Source organism: Streptomyces vilmorinianum (assembly GCF_005517195.1).
GTDB classification, from domain to species: Bacteria; Actinomycetota; Actinomycetes; order Streptomycetales; family Streptomycetaceae; genus Streptomyces; species Streptomyces vilmorinianum.
Map to the genome: position 1 here is coordinate 3,223,242 of NZ_CP040244.1, position 25,838 is coordinate 3,249,079.

Below are 25,838 nucleotides of genomic sequence, written 5' to 3' on the forward strand. Positions count from 1 at the left end.
GGACCTGTGGCGGACGTGTGGCGGAGCTGTGCGTACCGGTCGGTGAACCTGTCAGTCGAGGATCTTGACCTCGTCGCCGACCCGGATGGTGCCCGTGTGCTCGGGGACGAGGTTCTGGCCGAAGATCAGCCGGCTGCCGTCCTTGCGGTGCCGGGCGAGGGTGCGCAGCGGTTCCTTGCCGCGCTCGGCGGTCCCCTGGTCGGTCGTGGTCACGACGCAGCGCCCGCTGGACTTGGCGACCCGGAAGGTGACCTCGCCGATCGCGAGCCGCGTCCAGCGGTCCTCGGCCCAGGGCGCGGTCCCGTCGACGACCACGTTCGGCCGGAAACGGTTCATCGGCAGCGGGCCCTCGTCGGCGTGATCCCCCTGGGCGATCAGCGAATTGAGGGCGTCGAGCGAGGAGGTGGTGGTCACCAGAAGCGGATAGCCGTCCGCGAAGCTCACCGTCTCACCGGGTAGTGCGTACGCCGGATCGATCGGACGCCGGTGCCCCGGCTCGTCCATGTGGACGAGCCGGACCTCCGCCCGCAGGTATTCGCTGAACCACGCGTCGGCCGCGGGATCGGCCGGGACCGCCTCCACCGGAGTCTCGAAGACCTCCACCCGGATCGTGGACGACGGCCGCGGCACCTCGATCGACAGCGCCGGGCGGCCGGACGCGGACACCCTGATGCCGCCGCCCGGCAGCGATTCGGCCGAGGCCAACGCCATCCGCGGATGACGGCGTTGGGTCACGACCTTGCCCGAAGCGTCCACGACGGTCCAACGGCGGTCACCGGCCAGTCCCCATGGCTGGACCTCCGCCTCGGCGGGCGCGTACCCACGCATCGCCTTGACCGGGTGGACGTGCACGGAACGCAGACGAGGAATCGGCATGACGCCATCCTGCCAGCCGCTCCGCGCACGGAGTAGGTCAGTACCCCTGGCCCTGGTACGGGCGGTTGTAGGGGTCCTGGTACGGAGCCGGTGCCGGGGCGGGCCGTGCGGCCGCCGGGCGCATCGCCTCGTACCCGGTGGCCACCGGACGCTGGGGCTGCGGGTGCTGGACACCGGGGTAGCCGCGCGGACCCGCGGGCTGCTGCGGGATGTACGGCGCCGGAGCGTGCTGCAGCGGCACGGGGGCCATCTGCTGCGACGGCTGCGGGTAGCCGTACGAGCCGCCGCCGCTGTAGGCGGGGGCGGGGCTGGGTGCCGCCGGGAGGGCGGGCAGGGCCGCGGGCAACGCCGGCAGGTAGCTGTTGCCGGTGTCGTACGCGGAAGGCACTCGGATCGGGGCGATCTGAGGCGTGCCCCGCTCCGCGACCAGGGAGTCGTAGATCGGGGTGTCGGGGAACGACGGCGCGGTGTAGTAACCGCCTCCGTAGGTGGAACGGGGGGAGGTCATGGCTCATAAGGTAAGCCCACGATGTGCTGGTTGGGGAGCCCGATTAGAGGGTTGTTTGACGGGTTCTGAGTGACCGTCGATCCACAATGCGAGCGAACGTGACAAAAACGGTCGCCCGGAGAGGCGTCGATCTTGAAAAGGCGAGCTCGGAAGGGGTTACCCACGGGTCGCCCCGGGCACGTCCGCCATGCCCGGCATTAGCTTGACGTAAAGAAATCTTGATGCACCCGAGCCGCGATGGGGGCGAGCATGTCCATGCTTAAAGGAGCCAATGTTCCGGTGCCGGCGCGCAGTGTGCGCGTGGAATTGGGCTGGCGTTCAGGTGCCGGAGTCCCGGACGTGGACGCCTCGGCGCTACTCCTTGTGTCGGGGAAAGTGCGCTCCGACGCGGACTTCGTTTTCTACAACCAGCCCGCGCACGCCTCCGGAGCCGTACGGCACGAGGGGAAGGGCCGGCCCGGAGGCCCCGATGGCCTCGTGACGGACGTCCTCGTGGTGGACCTGGAGCGGGTGGAACCCGCCGTCGAGCGGATCGTCCTCGCGGCCTCGGCCGACGGCGCCGACTTCGGACGCGTCCCCGGTCTGTACGTCCGCGTGACGGACGCGGCCGGCGGGGCGGAACTCGCGCGGTACGACAGCACCGACGCGACCGTCGAGACGGCGTTCCTGCTCGGCGAGCTCTACCGGCGCCAGGGCGCCTGGAAGTTCAGGGCCGTGGGGCAGGGCTACAGCTCGGGACTCGAGGGACTGGCGACGGACTTCGGCATCACGGTGGACGAGCCGCAGCGCCCCGCGGCGCAGGCACGTCCGGCCGCCGTGACCCCGGCGCCCGCGGCCACGGCGGCCGCCGTGGCCCCGGTGCCTCCCGCCGCGCCCGCGCCCGCCCAGCCGGTGCGGCTCACGAAGGTCACCCTGACGAAGGAGTCCCCGACGGTCTCCCTCGCCAAGCAGGGCGGCACCTCCGGCGCCATGCGCGTGAACCTCAACTGGCAGATGCGCAAGCAGTTCACCGGCTGGGCCGCCAAACTCGGCCGCGCCGTCGCCCAGCACGCCGACCTCGACCTCGATCTGTGCGCCCTGTACGAGCTGACCGACGGCCGCAAGGGCGTCGTCCAGGCGCTCGGCAACGCCTTCGGGTCGCTGCACCAGGCCCCGTACATCCATCTGGACGGCGACGACCGCACCGGAGCCAGCGCCTCCGGCGAGAACCTCACCATCAACCTCGACCACAAGGACAAGCTCCGCCGCGTCCTCGTCTTCGTGACCATCTACGAAGGTGCCCGCAGCTTCGCCGACCTGCACGCCACCGTCACCCTCCAGCCGCAGCACGGCGCGGCCGTCGACTTCTCCCTCGACGACTGCACCGTCCCCTCCACCGTCTGCGCGCTCGCCCTCCTCACCCGGGAGAACGGCGACCTCGTCGTCCGGCGCGAGGCCCGCTATCTCGTACCGCAGCGCGGAGTCAGCCCGCAGCGGACCGTCGACCAGGCGTACGGCTGGGGCATGAACTGGACTCCGGGCCGCAAGTGACTCACCGGTCGGGCGCCGCCTCGGGACGGGTGTAGGTCCGCCCCTTCCAGGCGGCGCCCCGGCCCCGGTAGTGCTGCACCGCCGAGTCCACGGTCATGAGGAGATAGAGCAGCGCGGTGAACGGGAGCGTGGGGGCGAGCCAGAGCGGCTGCCGGTAGTAGCGGAGCATCGGGAGGTACGTCCCCGCCATCACCGCCCACGCGAGCCCGCCCGCCCAGCCGGCGACCGCGTCCCCGCCGAACACCCCGGCCGCCAGCGCCACCGGGGGAGCGAGATAGACGACGGCAAGCCCCGCGACCGTCCCGGCGAGGACCAGCGGGTTGTGCCGGAGCTGGGCGTACGCGCTGCGCGACACCATCCGCCACAGATCGGCCAGACGCGGATACGGGCGGACGCTGTCCACCCGCTCGGCCAGCCCCAGCCAGATCCGCCCGCCGGCCCGGCGCACCGCCCGCGCCAGCGACACGTCGTCGATCACGGCCTGCCGGATCACCTCCGGCACCCGGGCCCGCTCGGCCGTCTCCGTCCGCAGCAGCACACAGCCCCCGGCCGCCGCCGTCGCCAAGGGCCGGCGCCGGTTGATCCAGCGGAAGGGATAGAGCTGGGCGAAGAAGTAGACGAAGGCGGGTACGACCAGCCGCTCCCAGAAGCTCGCCACCCGCAGCCGCGCCATCTGGGACACCAGATCCAGATCGGCTCCGACCGCCGCCGCCACGAGGCGGCGCAGACTGTCCGGCTCGTGCGCGATGTCCGCGTCGGTCAGCAGCAGATACTCCGGGCCACGCGTGCGTGCCAGAGCGATGCCGTGCCGCAGCGCCCACAGCTTTCCCGTCCAGCCCGGCTCCGGCTCGCCGGGAGAGGCGACCGTCAGCGGCACGCCGCCGTAGCGCACGGCCAGCTCACCGGCCAGCTTCCCCGTGCCGTCCGTGCTCCCGTCGTCGACGAGCACGATCTCCACCTCGCCCGGATAGTCCTGCGAGAGCAGCGAGGGCAGGCTCAGCGGCAGCACCTCCGCCTCGTCCCGCGCCGGTACGACGACGGCGACCCGGGGCCAGCTCCCGGGCTCCACGCGTGCGTGCGCGGGCGGCAGCCGCTGATCGGTACGCCAGAAGAACCCCTGACCCAGCAGCAGCCACCCCCAGGCGGCCAGCGAACCCACGGCGATCCAGGCAATGGCGCTCATTCGCCGCAGTCTGCCCCAGATCGGCGGCCACGCAAGGGTGGTCGGCTAGGGTGACCGGGTGAAGATCGCGCTCATGGACTCCGGAATCGGCCTGCTCCCGGCAGCGGCCGCGGTTCGCCGACTGCGGCCCGACGCCGATCTGGTCCTCTCCAGCGACCCCGACGGGATGCCCTGGGGCCCGCGGACCACCGAGGACCTCACCGAGCGTGCCTTGGCCGTCGCCCGGGCCGCCGCGGCGCACGAGCCCGACGCGCTGATCGTGGGCTGCAACACCGCCAGCGTGCACGCCCTGCCTGCGCTCCGGGCCGAGCTGGAGCCCCGTATCCCGGTGATCGGCACGGTTCCCGCGATCAAGCCCGCCGCGGCCGACGGCGGCAAGGTCGCCATCTGGGCGACCCCTGCCACCACCGGCAGCCCCTACCAGCGCGGGTTGATCCGCGACTTCGCCGACGGGGCCGAGGTCACCGAGGTGCCCTGCCCCGGGCTCGCCGACGCCGTGGAGCACGCGGACGCGGGCGCCGTGGAGCGTGCCGTGGCGGCCGCCGCGGCCCTCACCCCGCGCGATGTACGGGCCCTGGTGCTCGGCTGCACCCACTACGAGCTGGTCGCCGAGGAGATCCGCGCCGCGGTGCAGGCCGCCGACCTGCCGCCGGTGGTTTTCCACGGCTCTGCCGGGGCAGTCGCCGCACAGGCGCTGCGCCGTATCGGCGCCGAGCCCGCGCCCGCCGCGACCGGTTCCGGCGGCCTGACCGTGCTGCTGAGCGGTCGGACCTCGGAGCTGCCGGCCGCCGCCCTGAGGTATGCCGAAGGGCGACTCCTCCGGGCCGTGGCCCCCGCCCGCTGACGGGTCGCCGATCGGCGTCGACGAGGCGCCGTATGAGCGGAACGTGAGTAGGCTGCTACCCATGAGGGACCATCCCCGCCACCCCCGGCCCTTGGACATGGACGCACCGCTGCCCGAGGTCTGGACCGGCCGTGCCACCAACCGCCTGCAGTGGGTGGCCGCGGCCGCCGGCGCCGCCTGTATGGCCCTGGGCATCACCCTGGCGGTGGAATCACCGTGGACCTCCGGCATCGCGCCGCTCCTGATGGCCGTGATCGGCTGCGTCGCGGCCGGACTGCTGGTGCTGTTCGGCACGCTCGCCTTCGTCCATGTCGAGGTGAAGGTGGACGACCGGGCCATGGAGGTCCGCTGCGGCCACATGGGAGTGCCGCGCCGCCGCATCCTGCTCGCCCACGTGGTCGGCGCCGAGTACCTCCCGAAGGTCACCCCCCGCCAGTGGGGCGGCTGGGGATACCGCTGGCGCCCGGAGAAGGGCAAGGCGGTCATCGTGCGGAGGGGCGAGGCCCTGACCCTGAGGCTCGACGACGGCCGTTCGTTCACGGTCACGGTCGACGACGCCGAGGCGGCTGTCCGTGTCATCCGCGACCGGCTGCGCCCCCCGACCCCGACGGGGCCGACGAGCGCCTGAGCTCCTCGCCTCCACGGCTGGGAGACTGCCGGCTCGGCGACTTCCTGCGGTGCGACTGCCTGCGGTGCGACTGCCTGCGGTGCGACTGCCTGCGGTGCGACTGTCGGCTGCGAGCCTCCCTGCGGTGCGACTGCCGGTCGTGCCTCCGTACGGCTCTGTGGCGTGCGCCGTCAGCCGTCGGGGAGCGAGGGGGCACGGGCCGTCGCCAGGCCCGCCAGGAGGCCGGCGCCCGCGGTCACCGGGGTGAAACTCAGCGCGTTGCCGACCGCGGCGAGGGCGGCGAGCGCGGCGAGCGTCGCGGCGGCGGTGAGGACGACCGCCGTCGTGCGGGGCGAGGACCACAGACCGCACAGCAGCCAGCCGTAGGCCGCGCCCAACAGGACCACCCCCGGCACCCCCTGCTCCGCCGCCTGCTGGAGCGGGGCCGAATGCGGCGTCCCGTCCGCGTACAGCGTCTCCCGGGCCGTCGGGCTGAGCGCGCCGAACCGGTCCGGTCCGATCCCGAGCAGCGGGTTCTCCTTGGTCAGCGCGACCGCGTCCTGCCACAGCAGCACCCGGTGGCGGGTCAGCTGGCCCTCCAGGGAGACCGTGAGCCCCTCGGGAAGCGTCTCCTCCGCCACCGCCCACGAGGCCCCGACGACCAGCCCCGTCGCCAGCGCGAGCCCCGCGAGCCCGAGGAACCGGCGCCGCATCCGTACCGCGGCCAGCGAACAGAGCAGGACGCCGAGCGAGGCGACGAAACCGACCACGGAACCCAGCGCGAGGGCCACGCCCGCCACCACAAGGGCGAGGACCCGCAGCAGGAGCCTGCCCGGCACCGAACCGGCCGCCGAGGCCGCGCAGCAGGCCGCACCGGCGGCGAGTACGAGGAGCGCGGCGGCCGCTCCCGTGTGACCCGGCGGCAGGGAGCCGGCGGGGGAGGCACCCGGGATGCCGGGCCCGGAGGCCAGCACGAGCCCGAGGGCGGCGAGGGAGGCGACCGTGGCGGCGGCGACGGGAAGCAGCGTGCCGGAGATCCGGCCGCAGGCGTAGCCGGCGGCGAGCGCGAGCACGGCGAGAAGGATCCCCTCGGGACGCGCGTCCCGTCCGGTGGCGCTGACGAGCGACCACAGCACGCAGGCACCGAGGACCAGGACACCGGCGACATCCGGCGCCCGGCCACGCTCGCGCACGGCGGCCCCCTCAGCCGCAGGTGCAGCCATCCCCGTCGACCCCCCGATCAGTCTGGCGGACACGGTAACGGGGTGGCCGGGGTTTGTGGAGCGAAAGCGCAGGAACGTTGCGGCAGAAGGGAACACCGCGGCGGAAGTACGCGAAGGTCGCGAAGGGAACAGGGGGATGGCGCGGGCCGGGCTCCTCCCGTCCCAGGCAGGCGCCGTAGACTCCGCAACGTGAGCACCACGATCGCGCCCGTCGACGCCTCCGGCCCCGCCGCCGCCTCCGAGCCCGGCCCGACCGGCCTCCGGCGCCTCGTACGACCCGGCGCGGCCGTGCTGTCCGGGGCCCTGCTCTTCCTGAGCTTCCCGCCCCGCCCGCTGTGGTGGCTCGCGCTGCCCGCCTTCGCACTGCTCGGCTGGACGCTGCGCGGCCGCCGGCTGCGCGCCGGATTCGGCCTCGGGTACCTCGCCGGTCTCGGCTTCCTGCTGCCGCTCCTGATCTGGACCGGCGCCGAGGTCGGCCGGTTCCCGTGGATCGCCCTGTCCGCCGTCGAGGCCCTGTTCATCGCCGCGGCCGGACTCGGGATCGCGGCCGTCTCCCGGCTGCCCGGCTGGCCGGTCCTCGCCGCGGCCGTGTGGATCCTCGCCGAAGCGGCACGCGCGCGTGTCCCGTTCGGCGGCTTCCCCTGGGGCAAGATCGCCTTCGGGCAGGCCGACGGATTCTTCCTCCCCCTGGCGGCCGTCGGCGGCACCCCGGTGCTCGGCTTCGCCGTCGCCCTCTGCGGCTTCGGCCTGTACGAGGTGATCCGCCAGGTCCGCGCCTACCGCGCGACCGGCGTCGTCCCCCGCGGCCCGCTCGCCGCGGCCGCGCTCACGGTGCTCGTCCCGGTCACCGGAGCCCTCGCCGCACTGCCGCTCGTCGACGACTCCGCGGAGGACGGCACGGCGACCGTCGCGGCCGTGCAGGGCAACGTGCCGCGCCTCGGACTCGACTTCAACGAGCAGCGGCGCGCGGTCCTCGACAACCACGCCGCCCGCACCACGGAACTCGCGGAGGACGTCAAGGCGGGCAAGAAGCCGCAGCCCGACTTCGTCCTGTGGCCGGAGAACTCCTCCGACATCGATCCCTACGCCAACCCCGACGCGGCGGACGTCATCGGCAAGGCCGTCGAGAAGATCGGCGTACCGACCGTGATCGGCGCCGTCATCGCGCCGGAGACGGGCAAGCTCCGCAACACCCTCATCGAGTGGGACCCGGACAAGGGCCCCGTCGCCACCTACGACAAGCGGCACGTCCAGCCCTTCGGCGAGTACATCCCGATGCGGCCCTTCGTCCGCGTCTTCAACAGCAACGTCGACCGCGTCAGCCGCGACTTCGGGCCGGGCGACAAGATCGGCGTCTTCGACCTCGCCGGCACCAAGGTCGGCCTCGCCACCTGCTACGAGGCGGCCTTCGACTGGGCCGTACGGGACACCGTCACGCACGGCGCCCAGCTCATCTCCGTACCGAGCAACAACGCGACCTTCGGCCGCAGCGAGATGACCTACCAGCAGCTCGCGATGTCCCGGGTGCGGGCGGTCGAGCACAGCCGGTCCGTCGTCGTACCGGTCACCAGTGGCGTCAGCGCGATCATCAGGCCCGACGGCCGGATCGTGCAGCAGACGGAGATGTTCACCCCGGACGTCCTGGTCGACAAGGTGCCGCTGCGCTCCTCGCTCACCCCGGCGACGCGGATGGGCACCCTGCCCGAGGCGCTGCTGGTGGCGGTGGCGGCGGCCGGGCTCGGCTGGTCGGCGCTGCGGTCCGTGCGGGCCCGCCGGAGCCGCGACGTCTGACGGTTCATGATCGAACTCGTTGGGTCCTTGATCCAAGAGAGTCTAGGGTCGAGCCATGGGTACTCCAGACTTCATCCGCGACCTGCGGGCCAGCGCCGGCCACCAGCTGCTCTTCCTGCCGGGCGTGAGCGCCGTCGTCTTCGACGACCGAGGCCGGGTGCTGCTCGGCCGACGGGCCGACAACGGCATGTGGTCGATCATCGGCGGCATCGTCGAACCCGGCGAGCAGCCCGCGGCCTGTGCCGTCCGCGAGGTGTACGAGGAGACCGCCGTACGCTGCGAGGTCGAGCGCGTCGTGCTCGTCCAGACCCTGCGCAAGCCCGTCGTCTACCCCAACGGCGACCAGTGCCAGTTCATGGACGTCTCCTTCCGCTGCCGCGCCGTCGGCGGCGAGGCCCAGGTCAACGACGAGGAGTCGACCGACGTCGGCTGGTTCGACGTGAACGACCTGCCGCAGATGAAGCGGTTCTCGCACTTCCGGATCGAGCAGGCGCTCGCCGACGAACCCACATGGTTCGACCCCATGCCCACCAGCTGAACTATGGGTCCGGAACACATCGGTTGAGGCTGGGGCGCTTCATACAGTGCGGAGCATGAGCGCCCCCACCACATCAGGTCCCCTGCCGGCCCAGGGCACGGCACCACCCGCCCCGACCCCCGCGCCCGGGTCCGTCCAGCTCGACCTCGCCGGCCGCACCGCGCTCGTCACCGGCGCGGCCGGCGGCATCGGCCGGGCCTGCGCGCTCCGCCTCGCCGCCGCGGGAGCCCGGGTCAGAGCCGTCGACCGGGCGGCCGGCGGCCTTGAGGCACTCGCCGAAGAGGCGACCGGCCTCGCCGGCGCGGTCGAGCCGCAGACCCTGGACCTCACCGACCTGGACGCCGCCGAAGCCGCGGCCGCCGGAGCCGACATCCTCGTCAACAACGCCGGACTGCAGCTCGTCCGCCCCATCGAGGAATTCCCGCCGGACGTCTTCCACACCGTCCTCACCGTCATGCTGGAGGCGCCCTTCCGGCTCATCAGGGGCGCCCTGCCGCACATGTACGCCCAGGGCTGGGGCCGGATCGTCAACCTCTCCTCCGTCCACGGACTGCGCGCCTCCGCCTTCAAGTCCGCCTATGTGGCCGCCAAACACGGTTTGCAGGGGCTCTCCAAGACCGCCGCACTCGAAGGCGCCCCCCACGGGGTCACCTCCAACTGCGTCAACCCCGGCTATGTACGCACCCCCCTGGTCGAACGACAGATCGCCGACCAGGCCGCGGCCCACGCCATCCCCGCGGAGCGGGTCCTGACCGAGGTCCTCCTCAAGGACTCCGCGCTCAAGCGCCTCATCGAGCCGGAGGAGGTCGCCGAGGCCGTGCTCTACCTCTGCACCCCACAGGCCTCCTTCATCACCGGCACCTCCCTGACCCTCGACGGCGGCTGGACCGCGCACTAGCGGTTTTCCACAGGGCCAGGGGCTGTGCGGCGGATCTCGGCCGGGGCCGCGACTTCCCCAGAGCTTCGCCTGGGGGTGCCCCCAGTACGGCACCTCGCTGCATCCCCCAGGCCCTGGGGGCCTGGGGAGACCCCATGCACCAGACGGCCGCGTCCTGTCCGGCCCTGATCCGCCGCACAGCCCCTGGTGCGACCACCCGTACGGCAGGTATCCCTGTGTCCATGTCCGAAGAACAGGTCTCCTACCTGGAACTCCTCGCACGAGGAGCCGCGACGGAGGCATACGACCGGCCCGTGCTGCTCGCCCGTGCGAGCGGCACGGGCCCCGAGGCTCTGGCCGAGCTCGAGCGGGCCAAGCAGCTCGCCCTGCGCGTCCGGGCCGAGCTGGAGGGGCGGCGGCGCCGGGAGGCGGAGCTCTCCGCGCTCTTCGAGACCGCCCACGACCTCGCGGGACTGCGCGACCTCGACGCGGTGCTCCGCGCGATCGTCCAGCGCGCCCGCTCCCTCCTCGGCACCGAGGTCGCCTACCTCAGCCTCAACGACCCGGTCGCGGGGGACACGTACATGCGCGTCACCGAAGGCTCGGTCTCGGCGCGCTTCCAGCAGGTCAGGCTCGGCATGGGGGAGGGCCTCGGCGGACTCGTCGCCCAGACCGCCCGCCCCTACGTCACCGAGAACTACTTCGACGACGCCCGCTTCCAGCACACCGCCACCATCGACTCCGCGGTGGGCGACGAGGGACTCGTCGCCATCCTCGGTGTGCCGCTGACCCTGGGCAGCCAGGTCATCGGCGTGCTGTACGCCGCAGACCGGCGAGCCCGCGTCTTCGAACGGGAGCAGGTCGCACTGCTCGGCTCCTTCGCCGCCCACGCCGCCGTCGCCATCGACACCGCCAACCTGCTCGCCGAGACCCGCTCGGCCCTGGCCGAGTTGGAACGGGCCAACGACATCATCCGCGAACACAGCGGCGTCATCGAACGAGCCTCAGAGGTCCACGACCGGCTCACCGAACTCGTGCTGCGCGGCGGCGGGGTCCCGGACGTCGCCGAGGCAGTGTCCGAGGTCCTGGGCGGACGCGTCGAGTTCATCGAGGACGGACTCGACTCCGCACTCCTCGCCGACGGCCACGCCCTGCGCGAGGGCGACCGCTGGGTCGCCGCCGTCTCGGCCGGCGGCGAGACCTTCGGCGCCCTCGTCCTGCACGGTCAGCCCGAGCTCGACCCCGTCGACCAGCGCACCCTCGAGCGCGCCGCCCTCGTGACCTCCCTGCTGCTGCTAGCCCGCCGCTCGGCCGGAGAGGCCGAACAGCGCGTACGGGGCGAACTGCTCGACGACCTCCTCGACGCCCCCGACCGCGACCGCCGCCGGCTGCGCGAACGCGCCGCCCGCCTCCGTACCGACGTCGACGCGCCCCACGTGGTGCTCGCCGCCCGGATCGACCGGGCCGGGGCCGGTGGCGGCGCCGACCCCGGCGTACGGGAGAGCGCGGACCGGCAGCGGCTGTGGTCGGCCGCCTCGCACCTGGCCGCCACCCGGCGGGGCCTGGCCTCCGCACGCGACGGCGGGACGGTCCTGATGCTCCCGCTCGGCCCGGGGGAGAACGCCGCCGAACTGGCCCGGCAGACCGCCGGACACCTCGGCGGCACGCTGCGCGAACCCGTCACGGTGGGCGCCTCCGCCCCCGTCGAGTCCCCCCTCGCCCGGCCCTCCCAGGTCGCCACCGCGTACGAGGAGGCCCGCCGCTGCCTGGACGCGCTGCGCCTGCTGCGCCGCTCGGGGGAGGGCGCCGCCGCCGAGGACCTGGGCTTCCTCGGGCTGCTGCTCGCCGACACCAGGGACATCGAGGGCTTCGTCGAGCGCACGATCGGCCAGGTCGTCGCGTACGACCTGCGGCGCGGCACGGATCTGGTGCGCACGATGGACGCGTACTTCGCGAGCGGGATGAGCCCCGCCCGTACGAAGGACGATCTCCACGTCCACGTGAACACCGTCGCCCAGCGCATCGAACGGATCGGCAGGCTCCTCGGCCCGGACTGGCAGTCCCCGGCCCGGGCCCTGGAGATCCAGCTGGCCCTGCGCCTGCACGCGATGTCGGCCGCGGTCGCTCGCTGAACACGGCGAAGGCGCCGGTCCCCTTCCGGGGGGCCGGCGCCTTCGCCGTGCGTGCGGGGTGGCGCGGGGCGGTGCGGGATCAGGCGTCGGCGCGCACCGCGGCCGTGGCCTGCGGGGCGTCCTCCTCGACCTCCGACAGATCGCGGTTGCGGGTCTCACGGGCGCAGGCGATGGCGACGATCGTGAGAAGCGCGGCGGCGATCACGTACAGGGCGATCGGCGTCGAGGTGCCGTAGTCGGCGAGCAGCGCGGTCGCGATCAGCGGGGCGGGGGCGCCGGCGGCGACCGAGGAGAACTGCGCGCCGATGGAGGCGCCGGAGTAGCGCATCCGGGTCGCGAACATCTCGGAGAAGAACGCGGCCTGCGGGGCGTACATCGCCCCGTGCAGGACCAGGCCGACGGTCACGGCGAGCAGCAGGGAGCCGAAGTTGCCCGCGTCGATCAGCATGAAGAACGGGAACATCCAGGCACCGACGCCTACCGCACCGATCAGATAGACCGGCCGGCGGCCGATCCGGTCCGACAGCGCGCCCCAGGCCGGGATGACGGCGAAGTGGACGGCGGAGGCGATGAGGACGGCGTTCAAGGCGGTCTGCTTGGACAGGCCCACCTGGGTCGTCGCGTAGACGAGGATGAACGCGGTGATCACGTAGTAGGAGATGTTCTCCGCCATACGGGCGCCCATCGCGATGAGTACATCGCGCCAGTGGTGCTTGAGCACGGCGACCAGCGGCATCTTCTCGACCTGGTCCGCCGCTGCCTTGCGCCGCTCGGCGGCGGCCAGGGCGGCCTTGAACACGGGGGACTCGTCGACCGAGAGCCGGATCCACAGACCGACGATCACCAGCACACCGGAGAGCAGGAACGGTATGCGCCAGCCCCATGACAGGAACGCGGAGTCGGAGAGCAGTGCGGTCAGCGCGGACAGCACACCGGTCGCGAGCAACTGCCCGGCGGGCGCCCCGGTCTGCGGCCACGAGGCCCAGAACCCGCGCCGCTTCGCGTCCCCGTGCTCCGAGACGAGCAGCACGGCCCCGCCCCACTCACCCCCGAGCGCGAACCCCTGCACCAGCCGAAGCGCGGTCAGCAGCACGGGAGCGGCGGCCCCGACGGTCGCGTGCGTCGGCAGCAGCCCGATCGCGAAGGTCGCCCCACCCATCAGCAGCAGACTCAGCACCAGCAGCTTCTTGCGCCCGAGCCGGTCACCGTAGTGCCCGAAGACCAGCGCACCGAGCGGCCGGGCGGCGAACCCGACCGCGTAGGTCAGGAAGGAGAGGAGCGTGCCGACCAGCGGGTCGGACTCGGGGAAGAACAGCTTGTTGAAGACCAGCGCGGCGGCGGATCCGTAGAGGAAGAAGTCGTACCACTCGATGGTGGTGCCGATGAGGCTCGCGGCGACGATGCGCTTGAGGTTCGATTCGGCGGGTGGAGCCGCTGCGGGGGAGGCCATGTGCACCACTTCCAGGCGTTGTACGGGGACGTGTTCGTGTCGCCACACCGTAGAAACACGCTGGTCACCGGCGTATGTGGTGGGACACCATAGTTCTATCCGCCGGAGTGCGCGCGACCACCATGGGGGCGGTACCGGGGTCTCCGTGACGGCTTCGACGAGGCCGCCTGTGCCCGCCTGTGGCGTGCGCCCTTCGGTGGGGGAGGGGGGAACGATCTGGCCATCATCCGGCGGAGGGTGAAGAACGACCGGCTCGACCATGCGGGCTATCTGTAGGTCTTCGCGGCCCACAACGGATCAGCCGGGGCGAAGGCAGACTACCGGCGCCAACGTGACGTCCACGGAGACTGGCATGCGGCCGTGCCGTGCAACCTCTTCAACTGGATGCTCGGCCAGCTCTCTCGCTGCCTACAGGAGCACACGCCCTTCGATGAACTGGTCGCCTTCTCCGCCTCCCGTGCCGGGAGGCGGAGAAGGCGGCGGTGTGATCTCCAACGGTCGAAACCTGTTCTGTCAGTGGCAGGTGGCATGCTCGGCCACCATGAACAAGCAGCAGTTCTGGGAGCTCATCGCGGCAGCCCGCGACCAGGCGATCGTTCCACACGAAAGCGAAGTGGTCGCTCGCGAGGCGACCTCGCTGTTGGCCGACCGGCCGGTCGAGGAGATTGTCGCCGCTGAGCACGTGCTGTGGGACCTGATGGTCGAGTCCTACAGCAATCCACTGTGGGCCGCTGCCTACATCGCCAACGGCGGGTGCTCCGACGACGGCTTCGACTACTTTCGCGGCTGGCTGATCGCTCAGGGCCGCGAGGTCTTCGAGCGCGCAGTCACTGATCCTGACGCCCTCGCGGAACTCCCCATCGTGCGAGCCGCCGCGGCCGGCCGCGTCGACCTTGAGGGGGAGGACATGCTGGGCATCGCCTGGAACGCGCACATCACGGCCACAGGTGATCAGCTTCCCGCGGGCCCACCCACCATCCGCTACTCGCAGCTGGACCCTGCCTGGGCCTTCGACTTCTCTGACTCAGACGAGATGGCTCGCCGCCTGCCGCGTCTGGCTGCTCTCTACCTGGAGTAAGAAGCCGTATCTCAACCGAACATGATCGCTTGGTTCCTGCTGGTCAGGCATAGTCTCGGTCGGGGTGAGGGAGACATCCGGCGTTCTGCTTCCGCTTGTTCGTCGAGGGGTGCGCGATGGCGTCGATGCTGGGGTTGCTGGAAGCGCGGGAAGCGTCTGCCCGCGAGCGGGTAGAGGCCCTGCGGGAGGAGGCCGCCCGTGCGGCTGCGGCCTTGGAAGGTGGTGAGATCGAGCTGGACCGGCGGGTGATCGCACGCGAAGAGCTCGTCGACGCCCTGGCCGCATCCGCCGCCGAGACCACTGCCGCGACGGAGGCCGAAGGTGAGGGAGGAACGGTGCCCGCCCCCGTTCCCGCGCCTGCGTCCGCGTCGGTTCCGGGGGCTGTGGTGCCGCCTTGGCGGGAGGGGCTGGAGACGTCGGTGCTCTCGCCGGACAATCAGCGGATCTTGAATGTGGTGCAGGACCGGCCGGGTCTGGAACCCCTGCGGGCCAAGGACATCGCGGCCGTGATGGGCATCGACGCAGCGGTAGCAGCGAAGGTTGAGGGCGTGCGCTCGAAGGCGAAACGCCTGGCCGAGCGGGGCTGGTTGCTCCAGGAGGCGTCGGGGGCGTTCAGTGCTGGCCGGCGGCTCGTGGCCGGGCCAGGCGGCGGCCCATCCGCGTGATCATCGAGAACAGGATCACCGCCTCGCTGGTCGCGGGCAACGTCTCGTAGTCACGGCACAGACGCCGCGAGTGCATCAGCCAGCTCAGGGTGCGCTCGACCACCCACCGCCTCGGCAGCACCACGAACCCCTTCGTATCGTCGGTCCGTTTGACGACTTCCACGGTCAGGGCGAGCTTCTCGCGGGCCCAGTCGATGAGGGCTCCGGTGTAGCCGCCGTCGGCCCAGACTAGGCAGATGTCCCGGTGCAGTTCGCGCAGCCGGGTCAGCAGGCCGGTGGCCGCTTCGCGGTCGCCCACGTTCGCGGCGGTCACGGCCACGACCAGCAGCAGGCCCAGGCAGTCGGTCACGATGTGCCGCTTCCGCCCATTGACCAGCTTCCCGCCGTCGAAGCCGCGTGAGGCGGCCGGCACCGTCGCGGCGGCCTTCACCGACTGCGCGTCGATGATCCCCGCCGTCGGTTCCGCCTCGCGCCCCTCGCGCTCCCGCAGCCAGCCGCGCAGCCGGTCATGGAACTCCGCGACCAGCCCGTTCTCGCGCCAGCGGCGGAAGAAGTCATAGACCCGGGCCCAGCGGGGGAAGTCCGCGGGCATCGACCGCCAAGAGATCCCGCCCGCGACCAGGTAGCGGATCGCGTCCAGCATCTGGCGGTGGCAGTAGCCCTCGGGCTGCCCGCCCCGGCCCTCCAGCCAGTGACAACAGGGCCTCCTGGTACTGCTCGGTCAGATTCGCATCCCCGAGCTACCGAGAGGCCCTGCCCTCATGCGCATACAGCCGGAAGATCACCCCATCAGGAACCCTGTTCGATCAGAACCGTCCTCGTGATCGATAGGACGGCTTCTCAAGTCGGTCTGGCTGTCCCAGTCACGCAGGAAGACAGTCTCGGTGGAGCTCAGACGGAAGCACGTTGGAAGGCCCAGCACAGGACCTCTTCTGGCAATACTCTTGGGCTGGCCAGAGGCGGAGAGAGTACGGAGGTGCCGGTGTCGTCTATCGCTCTTTGCTATCCCTGGAGACACTTCCAGGATCCGGAATGGGTCAGGCTGTCCCTGCTCATGTGGGACAAGATCGCGCGTCTACGTCCCGAAGGACCGCGGGACCTCGATTCCCTGTCGGTTCGGCAAATCTGCAACGAGACCGATTTCCTTGTTGACATCGTACCCAGCGTGACCGACTTGGCGACGGTCACCGATGTCTTCTCTGAAGCTATCAGTGTGCACAGGAAGGAACTTGTGGACCGATACGGCCGACATGCACGGATCGACGACGATGAACGTTGGGCAATGGCTCCCAGCAACGTATTGGTTGTGGGGTCGGCTCGACACGATCTACACGCTGGCCCCAACGACCCACTGATTAGCTGGGAACTCGGCGAGTTGCTCGTGTCGTCAGACTTGGCTGACGACTTTCGACGAAACCAGCGTGGCGATCGCTGCTCGATTGGCGTTCGCCGCCAACTCGGCTCTGTCTACCTTGCTGCGTTGACTGACGCGATCGCTCGCCACAACATGCTCTCGCCCGTCACCGATGACGCCCGCATGCACCGCGCTATGGGTGCGTTGGACCGCTTGCCCCAGATGCTGCTCAGCGACGAGGACCCAGCGATTGGACTCGAGAACGCTGATAGCGCCTACCTGCACGTCGCTCTGCAAGCGGTCATTTATCCTCGGCAGTTGATGGACATTCCTCTGGCGAAGCTGATCAACTTCCGGGAACGCTATCGGGCCGAGCTTACCGCTTTCCGTCAGCACATCGCCGATCTCTCCAGCGAACTGCAAATCATTGCCTCAGTCGAGAACTTAGTGGTTACGCAGGCTCACCTGGAGTCCCTGTACGAACGAGTCACCAAGCCGCAGCTCGAAGAACTCCGCAGGGCATTGCGAGGGATGGGTATCGAGTCGACCACTGGGGCGATGGACCTGAAGATTGACATCAACGCTGCTGCCGGCACGATTGTTGGAGGGGTGGCTGCCGCAGGAGGACAGTTTACCGTTGCCAGTGCGGCAGTGGCCATCACTGTCCTGCCGTACGTTGCCAGTAGATTCCAGATACGCCGTCAAAGCATCGCGTCCTCTCCAGTGGCCTTCCTCCTCGCCGCCAACCGCGAACTCACCCATAAGTCACTGCTTCACACACGATCAGGCCGGTGGCGTTGGTGCTAGCGCCCCCGGACGTCGCTTGCCGCTTTGTGCACCCGGCGAAGCTGGTCTTCGAGGTTGGTGGCGGTGGTGGCGGCCTCACTGATGACACGGGCGACAGCGGTGGCGTCGTCGCGGGCCATCCGGTCGGTGGCGGCTGAGGTTTGCAGCAGGATCTGGGGCAGATGTTGCGCAAGGTTGTGGAGGTCGTGCAGGAGGAGGCCGCCCTGCGGGGGTCGTCGATTTCGGCCTTGCCGCTGTAAAGGTCCTCTGACAGTTGGCGCAGGGTCTTGGCCGCGTCGCGGGAGAGGGAGCTGGGGTCGTACGGCACCCGACCAGGCACCCTGTTCGATCAGAACCGTCCTCGTGATCGATAGAAATACGGCTTCTAAGACGTCGTTTCCTTTGGTGTCCGACGGTCGTTGACGGTGCGTGGACCGTCTTGTTGAGCAGTTGGTTCCGGAGGATCTGTGGGAGCTGTTTCGGCGGGTGGTGCCGCCGACGGTGGTGCATCGGCCGCAGGGTGGGGGACGTCGGCGGGCCGGGGATCGTGAGGTGCTGGCCGCGATTGTGTTCGTGGCGACGTCGGGCTGCACCTGGCGGCAGCTTCCGCCGGTCTTCGGGGCTTGCTGGCAAACGGTGTACAAGCGGTTCGCGCGTTGGAGCCGCGAGCGTGTGTGGGCCCGTCTCTACCGGGTCATCCTGGACGAGCTCGGCTCACGCGGGCAGCTCGACTGGTCCAGGTGCGCGATCGACTCGGTGAGCATCCGAGCCCTCAAAGGGGGCATCTGACGGGACCGAATCCGACCGATCGCGGCAAGAAGGGATCGAAGATCCATCTGATCTGCGACCGCACCGGCCTGCCGATCTCACTCGCGATCTCGGGCGCCAACCTGCACGACAGCCAGGCCCTGGAGCCCCTGGTTCGCGGCATCCCACTGATCCGCTCACGCCGTGGACCACGTCGACGCCGCCCCGCCAAACTGCACGGCGACAAGGGCTACGACTACGACCATCTGCGCCGATGGCTGCGCGAGCGCGGCATCGTGCCGCGGATCGCCCTCCGCGGCGTCGAGTCCTCCCAACGCCTGGGCAGCCATCGCTGGGTCGTGGAACGCACGATGTCCTGGCTTGCCGGCTGCCGTCGCCTGCACCGGCGATACGAGCGCAAGGCCGAGCACTTCCTCGCCTTCGCGGGCATTTCCGCGGCCCTCATCTGCCACCGCCGTCTCGTCCGTGCGGACGCGCAAAACCGGTCAGCGTGAGCTTGCTCCAACGCTGAACGCCCAGACCCGGAGGGGAACCACCTCCGACTCTGCCGCGCCCGCCTCACTGTCGGCCAGGAACCTCTCGATGACTGGCCCGAGGCCGTCAGAAAGTGCGTAGGCGCCGTCGAACGGCAACGCATCCGCCGGAACCGATCCCGTCGAGCACCGAAGCTGCCCGGCCTGCTCGTCGTGCCACACGTAGAACGTCGCCACCCCGGGAAAGCCCAGCTCGCGGATACGGACCTGGATGGCTGACGCTGTCCTCTCGAAGGCGGCCACCACCGTGGAGACGGACAACGACCTCCTGTCCTCGTCCTCTGCACTCACCCACCAGGTGTTGGTCTCCCACTCCACCCGACGGTCAGCCGGCTCCAGTACCAGAGGCTCGTACGCCACCTCGGCGATCCACGTCAACAGCACCACAGCAGTATCCCCGCATAGCCCATGGCCCCAGAAACCGCCATAAGAAACGACGTCTAACTGATCGTTTCAGAATGAGTTGAGCTGCGGGTCTTGCACTTGCCGATCTTGGTCGGCAGGGTGTCCGGGTGCGTGCTGATCTTGTTCCTGACGACCTGTGGGAGCGGGTGGCCCCGCTGCTGCCGCCCGCCCCCGAACGGCGCCGCCGGCATCCCGGGCGGCTTCGCGTTCCGGACCGGGCGGCTCTCGCGGGCATCATGTACGTTCTGCGGACCGGCGTCGCCTGGCGCGACGTCCCGGCCGAGACCGTGGGCTGTTCAGGGGTGACGGCCTGGCGCCGGTTGCGGGACTGGACCGAGGCCGGCGTCTGGCCACGCCTGCACGCCGCCCTGCTGACCGAACTGCGCCGCGCCGACTTGCTGGACCTGGACGACTGCTCCGTGGACGGATCACATGTCCGGGCCCTCAAAGGGGGGATCACGTCGGCCCCTCGCCCGTCGACCGTGCCCGCCCCGGTTCCAAGCATCACCTGATCGTCGACCGGCACGGAACCCCGCTTGCCGTCACGCTCACCGGCGGCAACCGGCACGACGTCACCCAGCTCCTGCCGCTGCTCGACGCCGTCCCGTCGATCCGGGGCAGGCGGGGACGTCCACGCCGCAAGCCCCGGCGCCTGTATGCCGACCGGGGCTACGACTTCGACAAGTACCGCCGCCTGCTGTGGAAGCGCGGCATCAAACCGCTGATCGCCCGACGCGGCGTCGCTCACGGCTCCGGACTGGGCAAGGTGCGCTGGGTCGTCGAGCGCACCTTCGCCTGGCTGCACCAGTTCAAACGACTCCGCACCCGCTACGAACGACGCACTGACATCCACCAGGGCCTGCTCGACCTGGCCTGCAGCCTCATATGCCTGCGCCGACTCCCACGAACGGCCAATTGCTCGGTCAGTAGCGGAGGTGGGCTTCAGCCCCATTGATACGCACCATGCAGTCCTTGAAGAGCTGCAACGGAGTCTGCTGGCCGTCAACCGGAGCCAGTGTGAGCCCCAAATCCTGCAACGGCTTGGCCAGGGAGACGAACCTGAGCCCATCCGGGTCCGGGCCCCTGTAGGTCGCCCATGCCTCGAACAACGGCCTCACGCTCTCCCAGCCAGGTCCCGGGGTGAAGCGCGCCAGGAAGAACGGCTGATCACAGCCGTACTCACTGAGCTCACCGACCAGGACGTCTCCCTGCAAGAGCTGCCACCGCGTCATCTGGTGTCCCCGTCCCCCACCGCCCAGTCGAGTTCGCATCATCGCAGCGCCTAACTCTCTGGCCAAGCGCTTCATTCTGAAACGATCAGTAAGCCGCGGCCGGAGCCACACCTATTGAGAAGCGCTACGGGCAATCGCTGTTCGAATACCGCAGCCAGTGCCTTGACGAGTTGGCACCATGAGGTGTCTTCGAAAGAGGGTGAGCCTCCAGCAGTTCCTCGATCCGCTCCGCCAGTAGTTTCCGCTGGTCAAGCACGGCAGCAAGCGAAGTGGCGAGGCTCGGGACGATCGGCGCGGCTGCCTCACCCTGGACCGGTGACGGTGTGCCGGTCCAGGGGGCGCCGAAGATCTCCTCGACCAGCCCGGTATCCCGCGGTGCTTTCGGCCACAGCAGAGTGAACAGCCGGTCACGGCTACTACGGTGCCGAACGGACCGTCTGACACCCCTCTTCGCCGGCCTTTCGATGCCGCTCGCGCTCCTTCGTCGGCCCTCGGCACCCCGCGGGCTTACGCAAAGTGGGACCATCCCCGCGGGTGCGGGGAGCGGACATGTGGGGCAGTATGGCCCATGGGTGTCAGTGTAAAGCGATCATCTTACGGCCACGGTTTCGCTGGTTCCTCGCTTGTACCGACAGATCCGGAAGAGATCTTGTCCGGTCTCGCCATATAGGCATCCTGCGCCAGGACTTGCCTGAATTGATCTGGCATGACGGGTGTGGGGGAGGGTCGATCCGGCCTTCGGAGCATGCTTGGTGGGCCGGTTCTGACGCTTTGGGCCAAGCACGATCGGGACTGCGACGGGTGGGCGCCGTTGTGGCAGCACTTGGAGGACAGTGCTGCGCTGGCCGGTCTGTTGTGGGATCGGTGGCTTCCCGGAGGTGTGCGCAGATTGATCGGTGCGGCGCTTCCTGGTGATGAGGCCGACGGTCGGCGGCTGGCGGGCGTGCGAGGACGGTGCCCACGAGGCCGTACCTAGAGGGGGCGAGGAAGGTCATGAACGGCCAGCTGGGTCCCGCGGGGCAGCTTGCGGCGTACTTCCGCAGGGCGTCGAGGAATCTGGCGATCGACATGCTGCGGGCCCAAGCGCGGCTGGACCCGTTGGACGACACCGGGCTCGTCGTGGCGGTCTCCTGCCAGCGGCGGGCTGCCGACGACTTCGATCCGCTGGAGGAGCTGGTCGTACCCACGATCGACGCCATGCCGCTGAGCCCGGCCCCGGAAGGTGGTGCAGCTGTAGAGTCAGGGCCTGAACGACACGCAGATCTCCAGGGTCCTGGGAATAGGAACGGACCGCGTTCACCAGGACCGGTACACGGCTGGCTTCGTTGCTGAGTGACGAGAGCGCCTGTAGCCCAGGGGCGAGAGCACCCTGTTCCACGGGAGAGTGATGTCGCTGAGTTTTGGTTCTGGCTCAACTTCTGTGGTGCGTCAACGCCGCGTGACTGTTGCTGCCGGATCGCGAGGTCGCGAATGATCTCGGCGGAGGAGGACGGCGAGGCGGTCTGGATCGCGCGACGCGCAGGTCTGCTGGAGCCGAGCACCCGGGCTGCGCAGGGTCATCGAATAGGTGCCCCGGGATTGCGGCGCGCGGACCCGTTTGCCAGCACAGCACAACGGCCCCGCCGGTGGTTGCGGGGCCGCAGCAACTGGAGCCCGGCGCTGCTAGTCCTTGTCGAAGTAGCTGCTGGTGCAGAACCCGTACCGGGTGCTGTTGTACAGGTAGTCCATGCAGGCGCGCATGTAGTAGTTGATGTTGTTGGCCTCCAAGGACCTGTAACCCGTAGTCTTGGAACAGGCGGTCCAGGTCGAATTGTTCGAGGACCGCTCCACCCAGACGCGCATCGACGCGCCCGACAGGTAGCCTTGCGTGATCAGGGCGTGAGACCAGTCGCTTATGCGCTCGTTCTTCAACTCCAGCTTGATGCTGGTCGAGCCCCCGTCGGTGGGCGTGTAGACCGGTCCGACACTGCGGACGGTGGCGTACACCCCTACGTGGGCGCCGTCGCAGGTCAGTGCCTGGGCGGGTGTTGCGGTGAGCGTGACGAGCGGAACTGCGAGGGCCGTCGAGGTGGCGATGCTGACGATGCGGCGCATGGACATATCAGACCTGGTGCCTTCCGCTGGTTGATGGTGCGCCAGATCCTCTGGCAGTCAAATGACGCCAGTCAAGGTGCTGGACACATGCTGTGCACAAATCCGAAGGAATTATGGAGACTTGAGGCCGGTCCTGCCATGCACCACTGCTGACATGACCCGCAGCACGTCGGCCAAAGGGAGAATCTGTGAGGATTCTCGTCGATGAGGCAACCGGCGACCGCCGTCGCTGTGACAACACAGTCGGCCGACTGCTCGCCGCTGCCACTGATGTGTCTCTCGGGCCTGGATCAACTTTTTTGTTGGAGTGACGGCAGTGTGCCAACTCGTGACTTCGCCGCCTGGATGGACCACCTCACCCGCTACCCGTCCCTCCCGCTCACCGACCTGGCCTTGTTTGCGAGTTGCGAGAGCGCTTGTAGCTCAGCGTGGATAGCGCCCTCTTCCATGGGAGAGTGATGTCGCTGAGGGTTCTGGTCCAACTTCTGTGGTGTGCCTACTCCCTGTGACTGTTGGTCTTGCCGGGAGGTCTCGCGAGATCCTCTGGAAACTGCCGGTGCTGACCGCGTTCGGGCTGATGGTTCTGGGCTGTGCGCGAGGTACTGCTCCGGCTGGAAGAGCTGCTCTTCCTGGCGGATCCGGGGATCAGAGTGGTGTCCGTGCAGGACGATGGCGAGGTGATCCGAGTCGGTGTCAGATGCCGGACGGCCGGGGCTCGGCGCCCGGGTTGTGGAAGCTGGTCCAGGCGGGTGCACGGCTCTTACCTGCGGTTTTCCGCTGACCTTCCTGTGGCAGGACGGTCTCCGACCGGTTCCACCTTTGGCGCAACCTCGGCGAAGCGGCCGAGCGGTGCGTCTCCCGCCGCCGCTCGTGCCTCCGCGCGACCTTCGCCGAGTCGGTGCCGGAGAAGGCTCCGGCTCCGGCACCGGCCGAGAGCGGGTCGCCATGGCCCATCGGGCACCGGTTCTCCGACCGCACCCGCGCCAAGCACGCCGCTGTCCACGCGCTGCTGGCCGCCGACCGCAGCCGGCGCTCGATTCAGCGACAGCTCGGCATGACCTACCGCACCGTCCAACGGCTGGCCGACGCCGCGAGGCCGGAAGACGTGTTCCAGAGGCAGTGGCAGAACCGCAGGACCAAGCTCGACGACTTCAAGCCCTCCCTGCACGAGCGATGGGCCGAGGGTTGCACGAACGCCTGGACCCTCTGGGAAGAGGTCAAGACGCACGGCTACACCGGCGGCTACGGAGCCGTCCGCGCCTAGCTCCAGCCGTTTCGCGCATCCCCGACCGCACCGGCAGCCCGTCCGCCGTCCCCACGCACGATCGCCAGCTGGATCCTGACTCACCCCGACACCCTGCCGGAGAGCGAACGCCTGAAGCTCAAGGCTGTCCTCGCCGGCTGCCCCGAACTGGATGCCCTCAGCGGGCACGTCCGCGCGTTCGGGAAGATGCTCACCCAGCTCCAGGGTGGTGACCAGCTCCCGCAGTGGATCAAGGCGGTCCGCGCCGACGGCCTGCCGAGCCTCCACGCCTTCGTCAACGGCCTCGAACGGGATCTCTCCGCCGTCACCGCCGGCCTCGCGCTGCCCTGGAGCTCCGGCGTCGTCGAAGGCCACGTCAACCGGATCAAAATGATCAAGCGCCAAATGTACGGCCGGGCCGGTTTCAGCCTGCTGCGGAAGCGAGTCCTCCTTGCCTGACCGCAGCTCTATCGCTCAACGAGCGGGTCCGTTCAGCTCATCGCGAGCGGCACGGGCTGCAGGCCCAGCTTGCTCCGGCATGAGTCGACGGCCCTCGTGACCCAGGCGGTCACGGCGTCACGATCTGCCGCGATCGCGTGAAGCTCATGCGCCTTCTCCTGGGCTTCGACCATCCACGGGGCCAGCGGGTCCTCTCGAAGGACTCGTTCGAAGTGATCGCGGGCCGTGGCCGGGTCCCCAACCAGGGCGGCTGCGATCCCGGAGTCAAAGCTGTCCCAGAAGAATCCCCGGCGCACCGGCCTGGACGTCAGGTATCGGGCGACGTCCGGCAGAGCCGGAAACTTCTCCCTCAAGGCGGTCACGTTCGCAGCCGCCTGCCGACCGAGTTCGAGTGCCAGCGGCGTGAACTGGTCCTCGGTGCGAAACAGCTCGGAGCCGACCCGGACTGCGTCCACGTGGAACGCCAGGTGGTCCACGTCGTGCCACAGCCACATCGCACCGACGTACAGACCGCTGCCAGCAATCCGCGGCGGGGTGAACTCCACAACCCCGAGCCACCAGCCGTGATCATCAATCCACAGCCGCGACCGCCCGCGCTGGGCCAGGCCAAGCGGCTTAAGGGACTCCCGTGCCGCCGAGGTGATGATCCGGAGGACCGGACTGCGATCTGCCATGACCGGCATTATCGACCGTCCCACCGACACCCCTGTCGGTCGTGGTGGCACGTCACCATACACAGAGGCCTTCAACAACACTGAGCGTCACCGCTCCACAAATGTTGGACCAGAACCTGAGTTCTGAGAGCACCTGGATGCTTGTTTCGTGACCGTGGTTGTGCTCTGCACGACGAGGGGGCCAGGGTGCTGCGGCTGCCGACCATCCGGAAACAGTCCCCCGAACTCGTCGAGACCGCCGGCCGAGAGTAGATGTCCTGCCTCGGCTTCCTCTCCGAGCTCCTGCTGGCTGAGTGCGATACCGGGCCCGGCGCCGCTCCGAACGTCGGATCAAGGCCGCGGGCTTCCCCCGCAAGCCGGGCAAGCTCCACGGCGACAAGGGTTACGACTACCCCCACCTGCGGCGATGGTTACGCCAGCGTCGCATCACCCATCGCATCGCCCGCAAGGGTGTCGAGTCCTCGCAGCGGCTGGGCCGCCATCGCTGGACTATCGAACGCACCATGGCCTGGCTCGCCGGCTGCCGACGCCTCCACCGGCGCTACGAACGCAAAGCCGACCACTTCCTCGCCTTCACCAGCATCGCCTGCACCCTCATCTGCTACCGCAGGCTCGAGACGACTCCAGGCGTTGTGAAAGCTGCGCCATGATGGTCCGCGTGAGCGAAGAGACTGTGTTTGAGGCCGTATCACGCCTGTACCAAGAGTTCATGGAATCGCCGTTTCCTCCCAGACTGGCTGGAGCGGACCGGGCCGGCTTCGACCTGGTGATGCTGGACTCGGACACCGCAGGCTGTGTTTTCACGTGGATCAAGAACGGCGGCGAGCTCGAAGCGCGGGGTCGAAGCATTCTGCTTCGCTGCATCGCCCGCCTAGACCGGGTCGTACCTGTACTCGGCGAAGCGGACGCCCCTGAGTACTGGCACCGCCTGCGCGAGATGGCTCAACTTGTCGCGGATTCCCCACACGTAGCCACCAAATGAGATGAC

General features: G+C 69.6%; 24 protein-coding genes and 2 pseudogenes. 17 read left to right on the top strand and 9 right to left on the bottom strand.

What is annotated here, in order from left to right; all coding sequences use genetic code 11:
* Positions 1 to 51: 51 nt before the first annotated feature.
* On the bottom strand, positions 52 to 876 hold the full coding sequence (locus tag FDM97_RS15140; RefSeq protein WP_137990936.1) for an MOSC domain-containing protein: 825 nt from the start codon (positions 874 to 876) through the stop codon (positions 52 to 54).
* Between the two features lie 37 nt (positions 877 to 913).
* A complete protein-coding gene (locus tag FDM97_RS15145) occupies positions 914 to 1,384 on the bottom strand; it encodes a DUF6643 family protein (protein ID WP_137990937.1) in 471 nt (156 codons plus the stop codon).
* A 237-nt stretch (positions 1,385 to 1,621) separates the two neighbouring features.
* Between FDM97_RS15145 and FDM97_RS15150 the strand changes: the two genes are divergently transcribed.
* Entirely contained in the window at positions 1,622 to 2,914 is a 1,293-nt protein-coding gene (locus tag FDM97_RS15150) for a TerD family protein (RefSeq protein WP_137990938.1), read from the top strand.
* A gap of 1 nt (position 2,915) precedes the next feature.
* Here FDM97_RS15150 and FDM97_RS15155 read toward each other — a convergent pair whose 3' ends face one another.
* Positions 2,916 to 4,097: a glycosyltransferase gene (locus FDM97_RS15155; RefSeq protein WP_137990939.1), complete on the bottom strand. Its 1,182-nt coding sequence runs from the start codon at positions 4,095 to 4,097 to the stop codon at positions 2,916 to 2,918.
* 58 nt (positions 4,098 to 4,155) lie between these two features.
* Here FDM97_RS15155 and FDM97_RS15160 point away from each other — a divergent pair, with 58 nt between their 5' ends.
* Positions 4,156 to 4,941, top strand: a complete 786-nt coding sequence (locus tag FDM97_RS15160) for a glutamate racemase (RefSeq protein WP_175439124.1) — start codon at positions 4,156 to 4,158, stop codon at positions 4,939 to 4,941.
* Positions 4,942 to 5,002: 61 nt separating this feature from the next.
* Positions 5,003 to 5,569, top strand: a complete 567-nt coding sequence (locus FDM97_RS15165) for a hypothetical protein (protein ID WP_137990940.1) — start codon at positions 5,003 to 5,005, stop codon at positions 5,567 to 5,569.
* 170 nt (positions 5,570 to 5,739) lie between these two features.
* On the opposite strand, the gene FDM97_RS15170 is transcribed toward FDM97_RS15165, so the two are convergent.
* Positions 5,740 to 6,741, bottom strand: a complete 1,002-nt coding sequence (locus tag FDM97_RS15170) for an O-antigen ligase family protein (RefSeq protein ID WP_432816217.1) — start codon at positions 6,739 to 6,741, stop codon at positions 5,740 to 5,742.
* Between the two features lie 219 nt (positions 6,742 to 6,960).
* Here FDM97_RS15170 and lnt point away from each other — a divergent pair, with 219 nt between their 5' ends.
* The 4 genes from lnt to FDM97_RS15190 all read left to right on the top strand — a co-directional run bounded on the left by lnt (position 6,961) and on the right by FDM97_RS15190 (position 12,109).
* Positions 6,961 to 8,562: an apolipoprotein N-acyltransferase gene (gene lnt / locus FDM97_RS15175; protein WP_137990942.1), complete on the top strand. Its 1,602-nt coding sequence runs from the start codon at positions 6,961 to 6,963 to the stop codon at positions 8,560 to 8,562.
* A 55-nt stretch (positions 8,563 to 8,617) separates the two neighbouring features.
* Positions 8,618 to 9,100 (top strand): NUDIX hydrolase, encoded by a 483-nt coding sequence (locus tag FDM97_RS15180; RefSeq protein ID WP_137990943.1) that lies wholly within the window; start codon positions 8,618 to 8,620, stop codon positions 9,098 to 9,100.
* 55 nt (positions 9,101 to 9,155) lie between these two features.
* Entirely contained in the window at positions 9,156 to 9,998 is an 843-nt protein-coding gene (locus FDM97_RS15185; protein ID WP_137990944.1) for a 3-hydroxybutyrate dehydrogenase, read from the top strand.
* Positions 9,999 to 10,219: 221 nt separating this feature from the next.
* Positions 10,220 to 12,109 carry a helix-turn-helix domain-containing protein gene (locus FDM97_RS15190; protein ID WP_137990945.1) on the top strand — a complete coding sequence of 630 codons (1,890 nt, stop codon included), beginning with the start codon at positions 10,220 to 10,222 and terminating at the stop codon, positions 12,107 to 12,109.
* A gap of 79 nt (positions 12,110 to 12,188) precedes the next feature.
* On the opposite strand, the gene FDM97_RS15195 is transcribed toward FDM97_RS15190, so the two are convergent.
* Positions 12,189 to 13,559, bottom strand: a complete 1,371-nt coding sequence (locus FDM97_RS15195) for an MFS transporter (RefSeq protein ID WP_175439125.1) — start codon at positions 13,557 to 13,559, stop codon at positions 12,189 to 12,191.
* Between the two features lie 541 nt (positions 13,560 to 14,100).
* On the opposite strand from FDM97_RS15195, the gene FDM97_RS15200 reads away from it, so the two are divergent.
* A complete protein-coding gene (locus FDM97_RS15200) occupies positions 14,101 to 14,637 on the top strand; it encodes a DUF4240 domain-containing protein (RefSeq protein ID WP_137990947.1) in 537 nt (178 codons plus the stop codon).
* Between the two features lie 116 nt (positions 14,638 to 14,753).
* Positions 14,754 to 15,302, top strand: a complete 549-nt coding sequence (locus FDM97_RS15205; protein WP_254705599.1) for a hypothetical protein — start codon at positions 14,754 to 14,756, stop codon at positions 15,300 to 15,302.
* Here FDM97_RS15205 and FDM97_RS15210 read toward each other — a convergent pair.
* Complete coding sequence (locus FDM97_RS15210; RefSeq protein WP_137990949.1) at positions 15,250 to 15,990, bottom strand: IS5 family transposase; 741 nt, start codon at positions 15,988 to 15,990, stop codon at positions 15,250 to 15,252. The two genes, FDM97_RS15205 and FDM97_RS15210, sit on opposite strands and share 53 nt — an antisense overlap.
* Positions 15,991 to 16,356: 366 nt before the next feature.
* On the opposite strand from FDM97_RS15210, the gene FDM97_RS15215 reads away from it, so the two are divergent.
* Positions 16,357 to 17,463 (top strand): DUF6236 family protein, encoded by a 1,107-nt coding sequence (locus tag FDM97_RS15215; protein ID WP_137990950.1) that lies wholly within the window; start codon positions 16,357 to 16,359, stop codon positions 17,461 to 17,463.
* Positions 17,464 to 17,871: 408 nt separating this feature from the next.
* Positions 17,872 to 18,704 (top strand): IS5 family transposase gene (locus FDM97_RS15220; RefSeq protein WP_137990951.1). Its coding sequence is split into 2 segments (ribosomal slippage): positions 17,872 to 18,226 and positions 18,226 to 18,704, totalling 834 coding nucleotides; the frame shifts between segments, so codons are not numbered across the junction.
* On the opposite strand, the gene FDM97_RS15225 is transcribed toward FDM97_RS15220, so the two are convergent.
* Positions 18,696 to 19,130: a hypothetical protein gene (locus FDM97_RS15225; RefSeq protein WP_254705601.1), complete on the bottom strand. Its 435-nt coding sequence runs from the start codon at positions 19,128 to 19,130 to the stop codon at positions 18,696 to 18,698. The genes FDM97_RS15220 and FDM97_RS15225 overlap by 9 nt on opposite strands.
* 125 nt (positions 19,131 to 19,255) lie before the next feature.
* Between FDM97_RS15225 and FDM97_RS15230 the strand changes: the two genes are divergently transcribed.
* Positions 19,256 to 20,103 (top strand): IS5 family transposase gene (locus tag FDM97_RS15230; RefSeq protein WP_175439126.1). Its coding sequence is split into 2 segments (ribosomal slippage): positions 19,256 to 19,595 and positions 19,595 to 20,103, totalling 849 coding nucleotides; the frame shifts between segments, so codons are not numbered across the junction.
* A gap of 1,022 nt (positions 20,104 to 21,125) precedes the next feature.
* The gene (locus FDM97_RS15240) at positions 21,126 to 21,356 is read left to right on the top strand and encodes an HD domain-containing protein (protein ID WP_349775385.1); all 231 of its coding nucleotides are present in this window, start codon (positions 21,126 to 21,128) and stop codon (positions 21,354 to 21,356) included.
* Positions 21,357 to 22,042: 686 nt separating this feature from the next.
* Here the strand turns inward: FDM97_RS15240 and FDM97_RS15245 are convergent.
* Positions 22,043 to 22,474: a hypothetical protein gene (locus FDM97_RS15245; protein ID WP_137990954.1), complete on the bottom strand. Its 432-nt coding sequence runs from the start codon at positions 22,472 to 22,474 to the stop codon at positions 22,043 to 22,045.
* Between the two features lie 898 nt (positions 22,475 to 23,372).
* On the opposite strand from FDM97_RS15245, the gene FDM97_RS15250 reads away from it, so the two are divergent.
* Both FDM97_RS15250 and FDM97_RS15255 read left to right on the top strand, forming a co-directional pair.
* On the top strand, positions 23,373 to 23,738 hold the full coding sequence (locus FDM97_RS15250) for a hypothetical protein (protein WP_137990955.1): 366 nt from the start codon (positions 23,373 to 23,375) through the stop codon (positions 23,736 to 23,738).
* Positions 23,739 to 23,789: 51 nt separating this feature from the next.
* Positions 23,790 to 24,176: pseudogene (locus tag FDM97_RS15255) on the top strand (ISL3 family transposase); the annotation flags it as partial.
* 32 nt (positions 24,177 to 24,208) lie between these two features.
* On the opposite strand, the gene FDM97_RS15260 reads toward FDM97_RS15255, so the two are convergent.
* Positions 24,209 to 24,850, bottom strand: a complete 642-nt coding sequence (locus tag FDM97_RS15260; protein WP_137990957.1) for a hypothetical protein — start codon at positions 24,848 to 24,850, stop codon at positions 24,209 to 24,211.
* A gap of 289 nt (positions 24,851 to 25,139) precedes the next feature.
* Between FDM97_RS15260 and FDM97_RS15265 the strand changes: the two are divergent.
* Positions 25,140 to 25,500, top strand: a pseudogene (locus FDM97_RS15265) (transposase); the annotation flags it as partial.
* A gap of 8 nt (positions 25,501 to 25,508) precedes the next feature.
* Positions 25,509 to 25,832 carry a hypothetical protein gene (locus FDM97_RS15270; protein WP_137990958.1) on the top strand — a complete coding sequence of 108 codons (324 nt, stop codon included), beginning with the start codon at positions 25,509 to 25,511 and terminating at the stop codon, positions 25,830 to 25,832.
* The last annotated feature ends 6 nt before the right edge of the window (positions 25,833 to 25,838 follow it).

Coding starts and splice junctions, on each gene's coding strand:
- FDM97_RS15140 (WP_137990936.1), bottom strand. CDS start 876: ATGCCGATTCCTCGTCTGCGTTCCGTGCACGTCCACCCGGTCAAGGCG.
- FDM97_RS15145 (WP_137990937.1), bottom strand. CDS start 1,384: ATGACCTCCCCCCGTTCCACCTACGGAGGCGGTTACTACACCGCGCCG.
- FDM97_RS15150 (WP_137990938.1), top strand. CDS start 1,622: ATGGGGGCGAGCATGTCCATGCTTAAAGGAGCCAATGTTCCGGTGCCG.
- FDM97_RS15155 (WP_137990939.1), bottom strand. CDS start 4,097: ATGAGCGCCATTGCCTGGATCGCCGTGGGTTCGCTGGCCGCCTGGGGG.
- FDM97_RS15165 (WP_137990940.1), top strand. CDS start 5,003: ATGAGGGACCATCCCCGCCACCCCCGGCCCTTGGACATGGACGCACCG.
- FDM97_RS15180 (WP_137990943.1), top strand. CDS start 8,618: ATGGGTACTCCAGACTTCATCCGCGACCTGCGGGCCAGCGCCGGCCAC.
- FDM97_RS15185 (WP_137990944.1), top strand. CDS start 9,156: ATGAGCGCCCCCACCACATCAGGTCCCCTGCCGGCCCAGGGCACGGCA.
- FDM97_RS15190 (WP_137990945.1), top strand. CDS start 10,220: ATGTCCGAAGAACAGGTCTCCTACCTGGAACTCCTCGCACGAGGAGCC.
- FDM97_RS15195 (WP_175439125.1), bottom strand. CDS start 13,559: ATGGCCTCCCCCGCAGCGGCTCCACCCGCCGAATCGAACCTCAAGCGC.
- FDM97_RS15200 (WP_137990947.1), top strand. CDS start 14,101: ATGAACAAGCAGCAGTTCTGGGAGCTCATCGCGGCAGCCCGCGACCAG.
- FDM97_RS15205 (WP_254705599.1), top strand. CDS start 14,754: ATGGCGTCGATGCTGGGGTTGCTGGAAGCGCGGGAAGCGTCTGCCCGC.
- FDM97_RS15215 (WP_137990950.1), top strand. CDS start 16,357: ATGTGGGACAAGATCGCGCGTCTACGTCCCGAAGGACCGCGGGACCTC.
- FDM97_RS15240 (WP_349775385.1), top strand. CDS start 21,126: ATGCTTGGTGGGCCGGTTCTGACGCTTTGGGCCAAGCACGATCGGGAC.
- FDM97_RS15245 (WP_137990954.1), bottom strand. CDS start 22,474: ATGCGCCGCATCGTCAGCATCGCCACCTCGACGGCCCTCGCAGTTCCG.
- FDM97_RS15260 (WP_137990957.1), bottom strand. CDS start 24,850: ATGGCAGATCGCAGTCCGGTCCTCCGGATCATCACCTCGGCGGCACGG.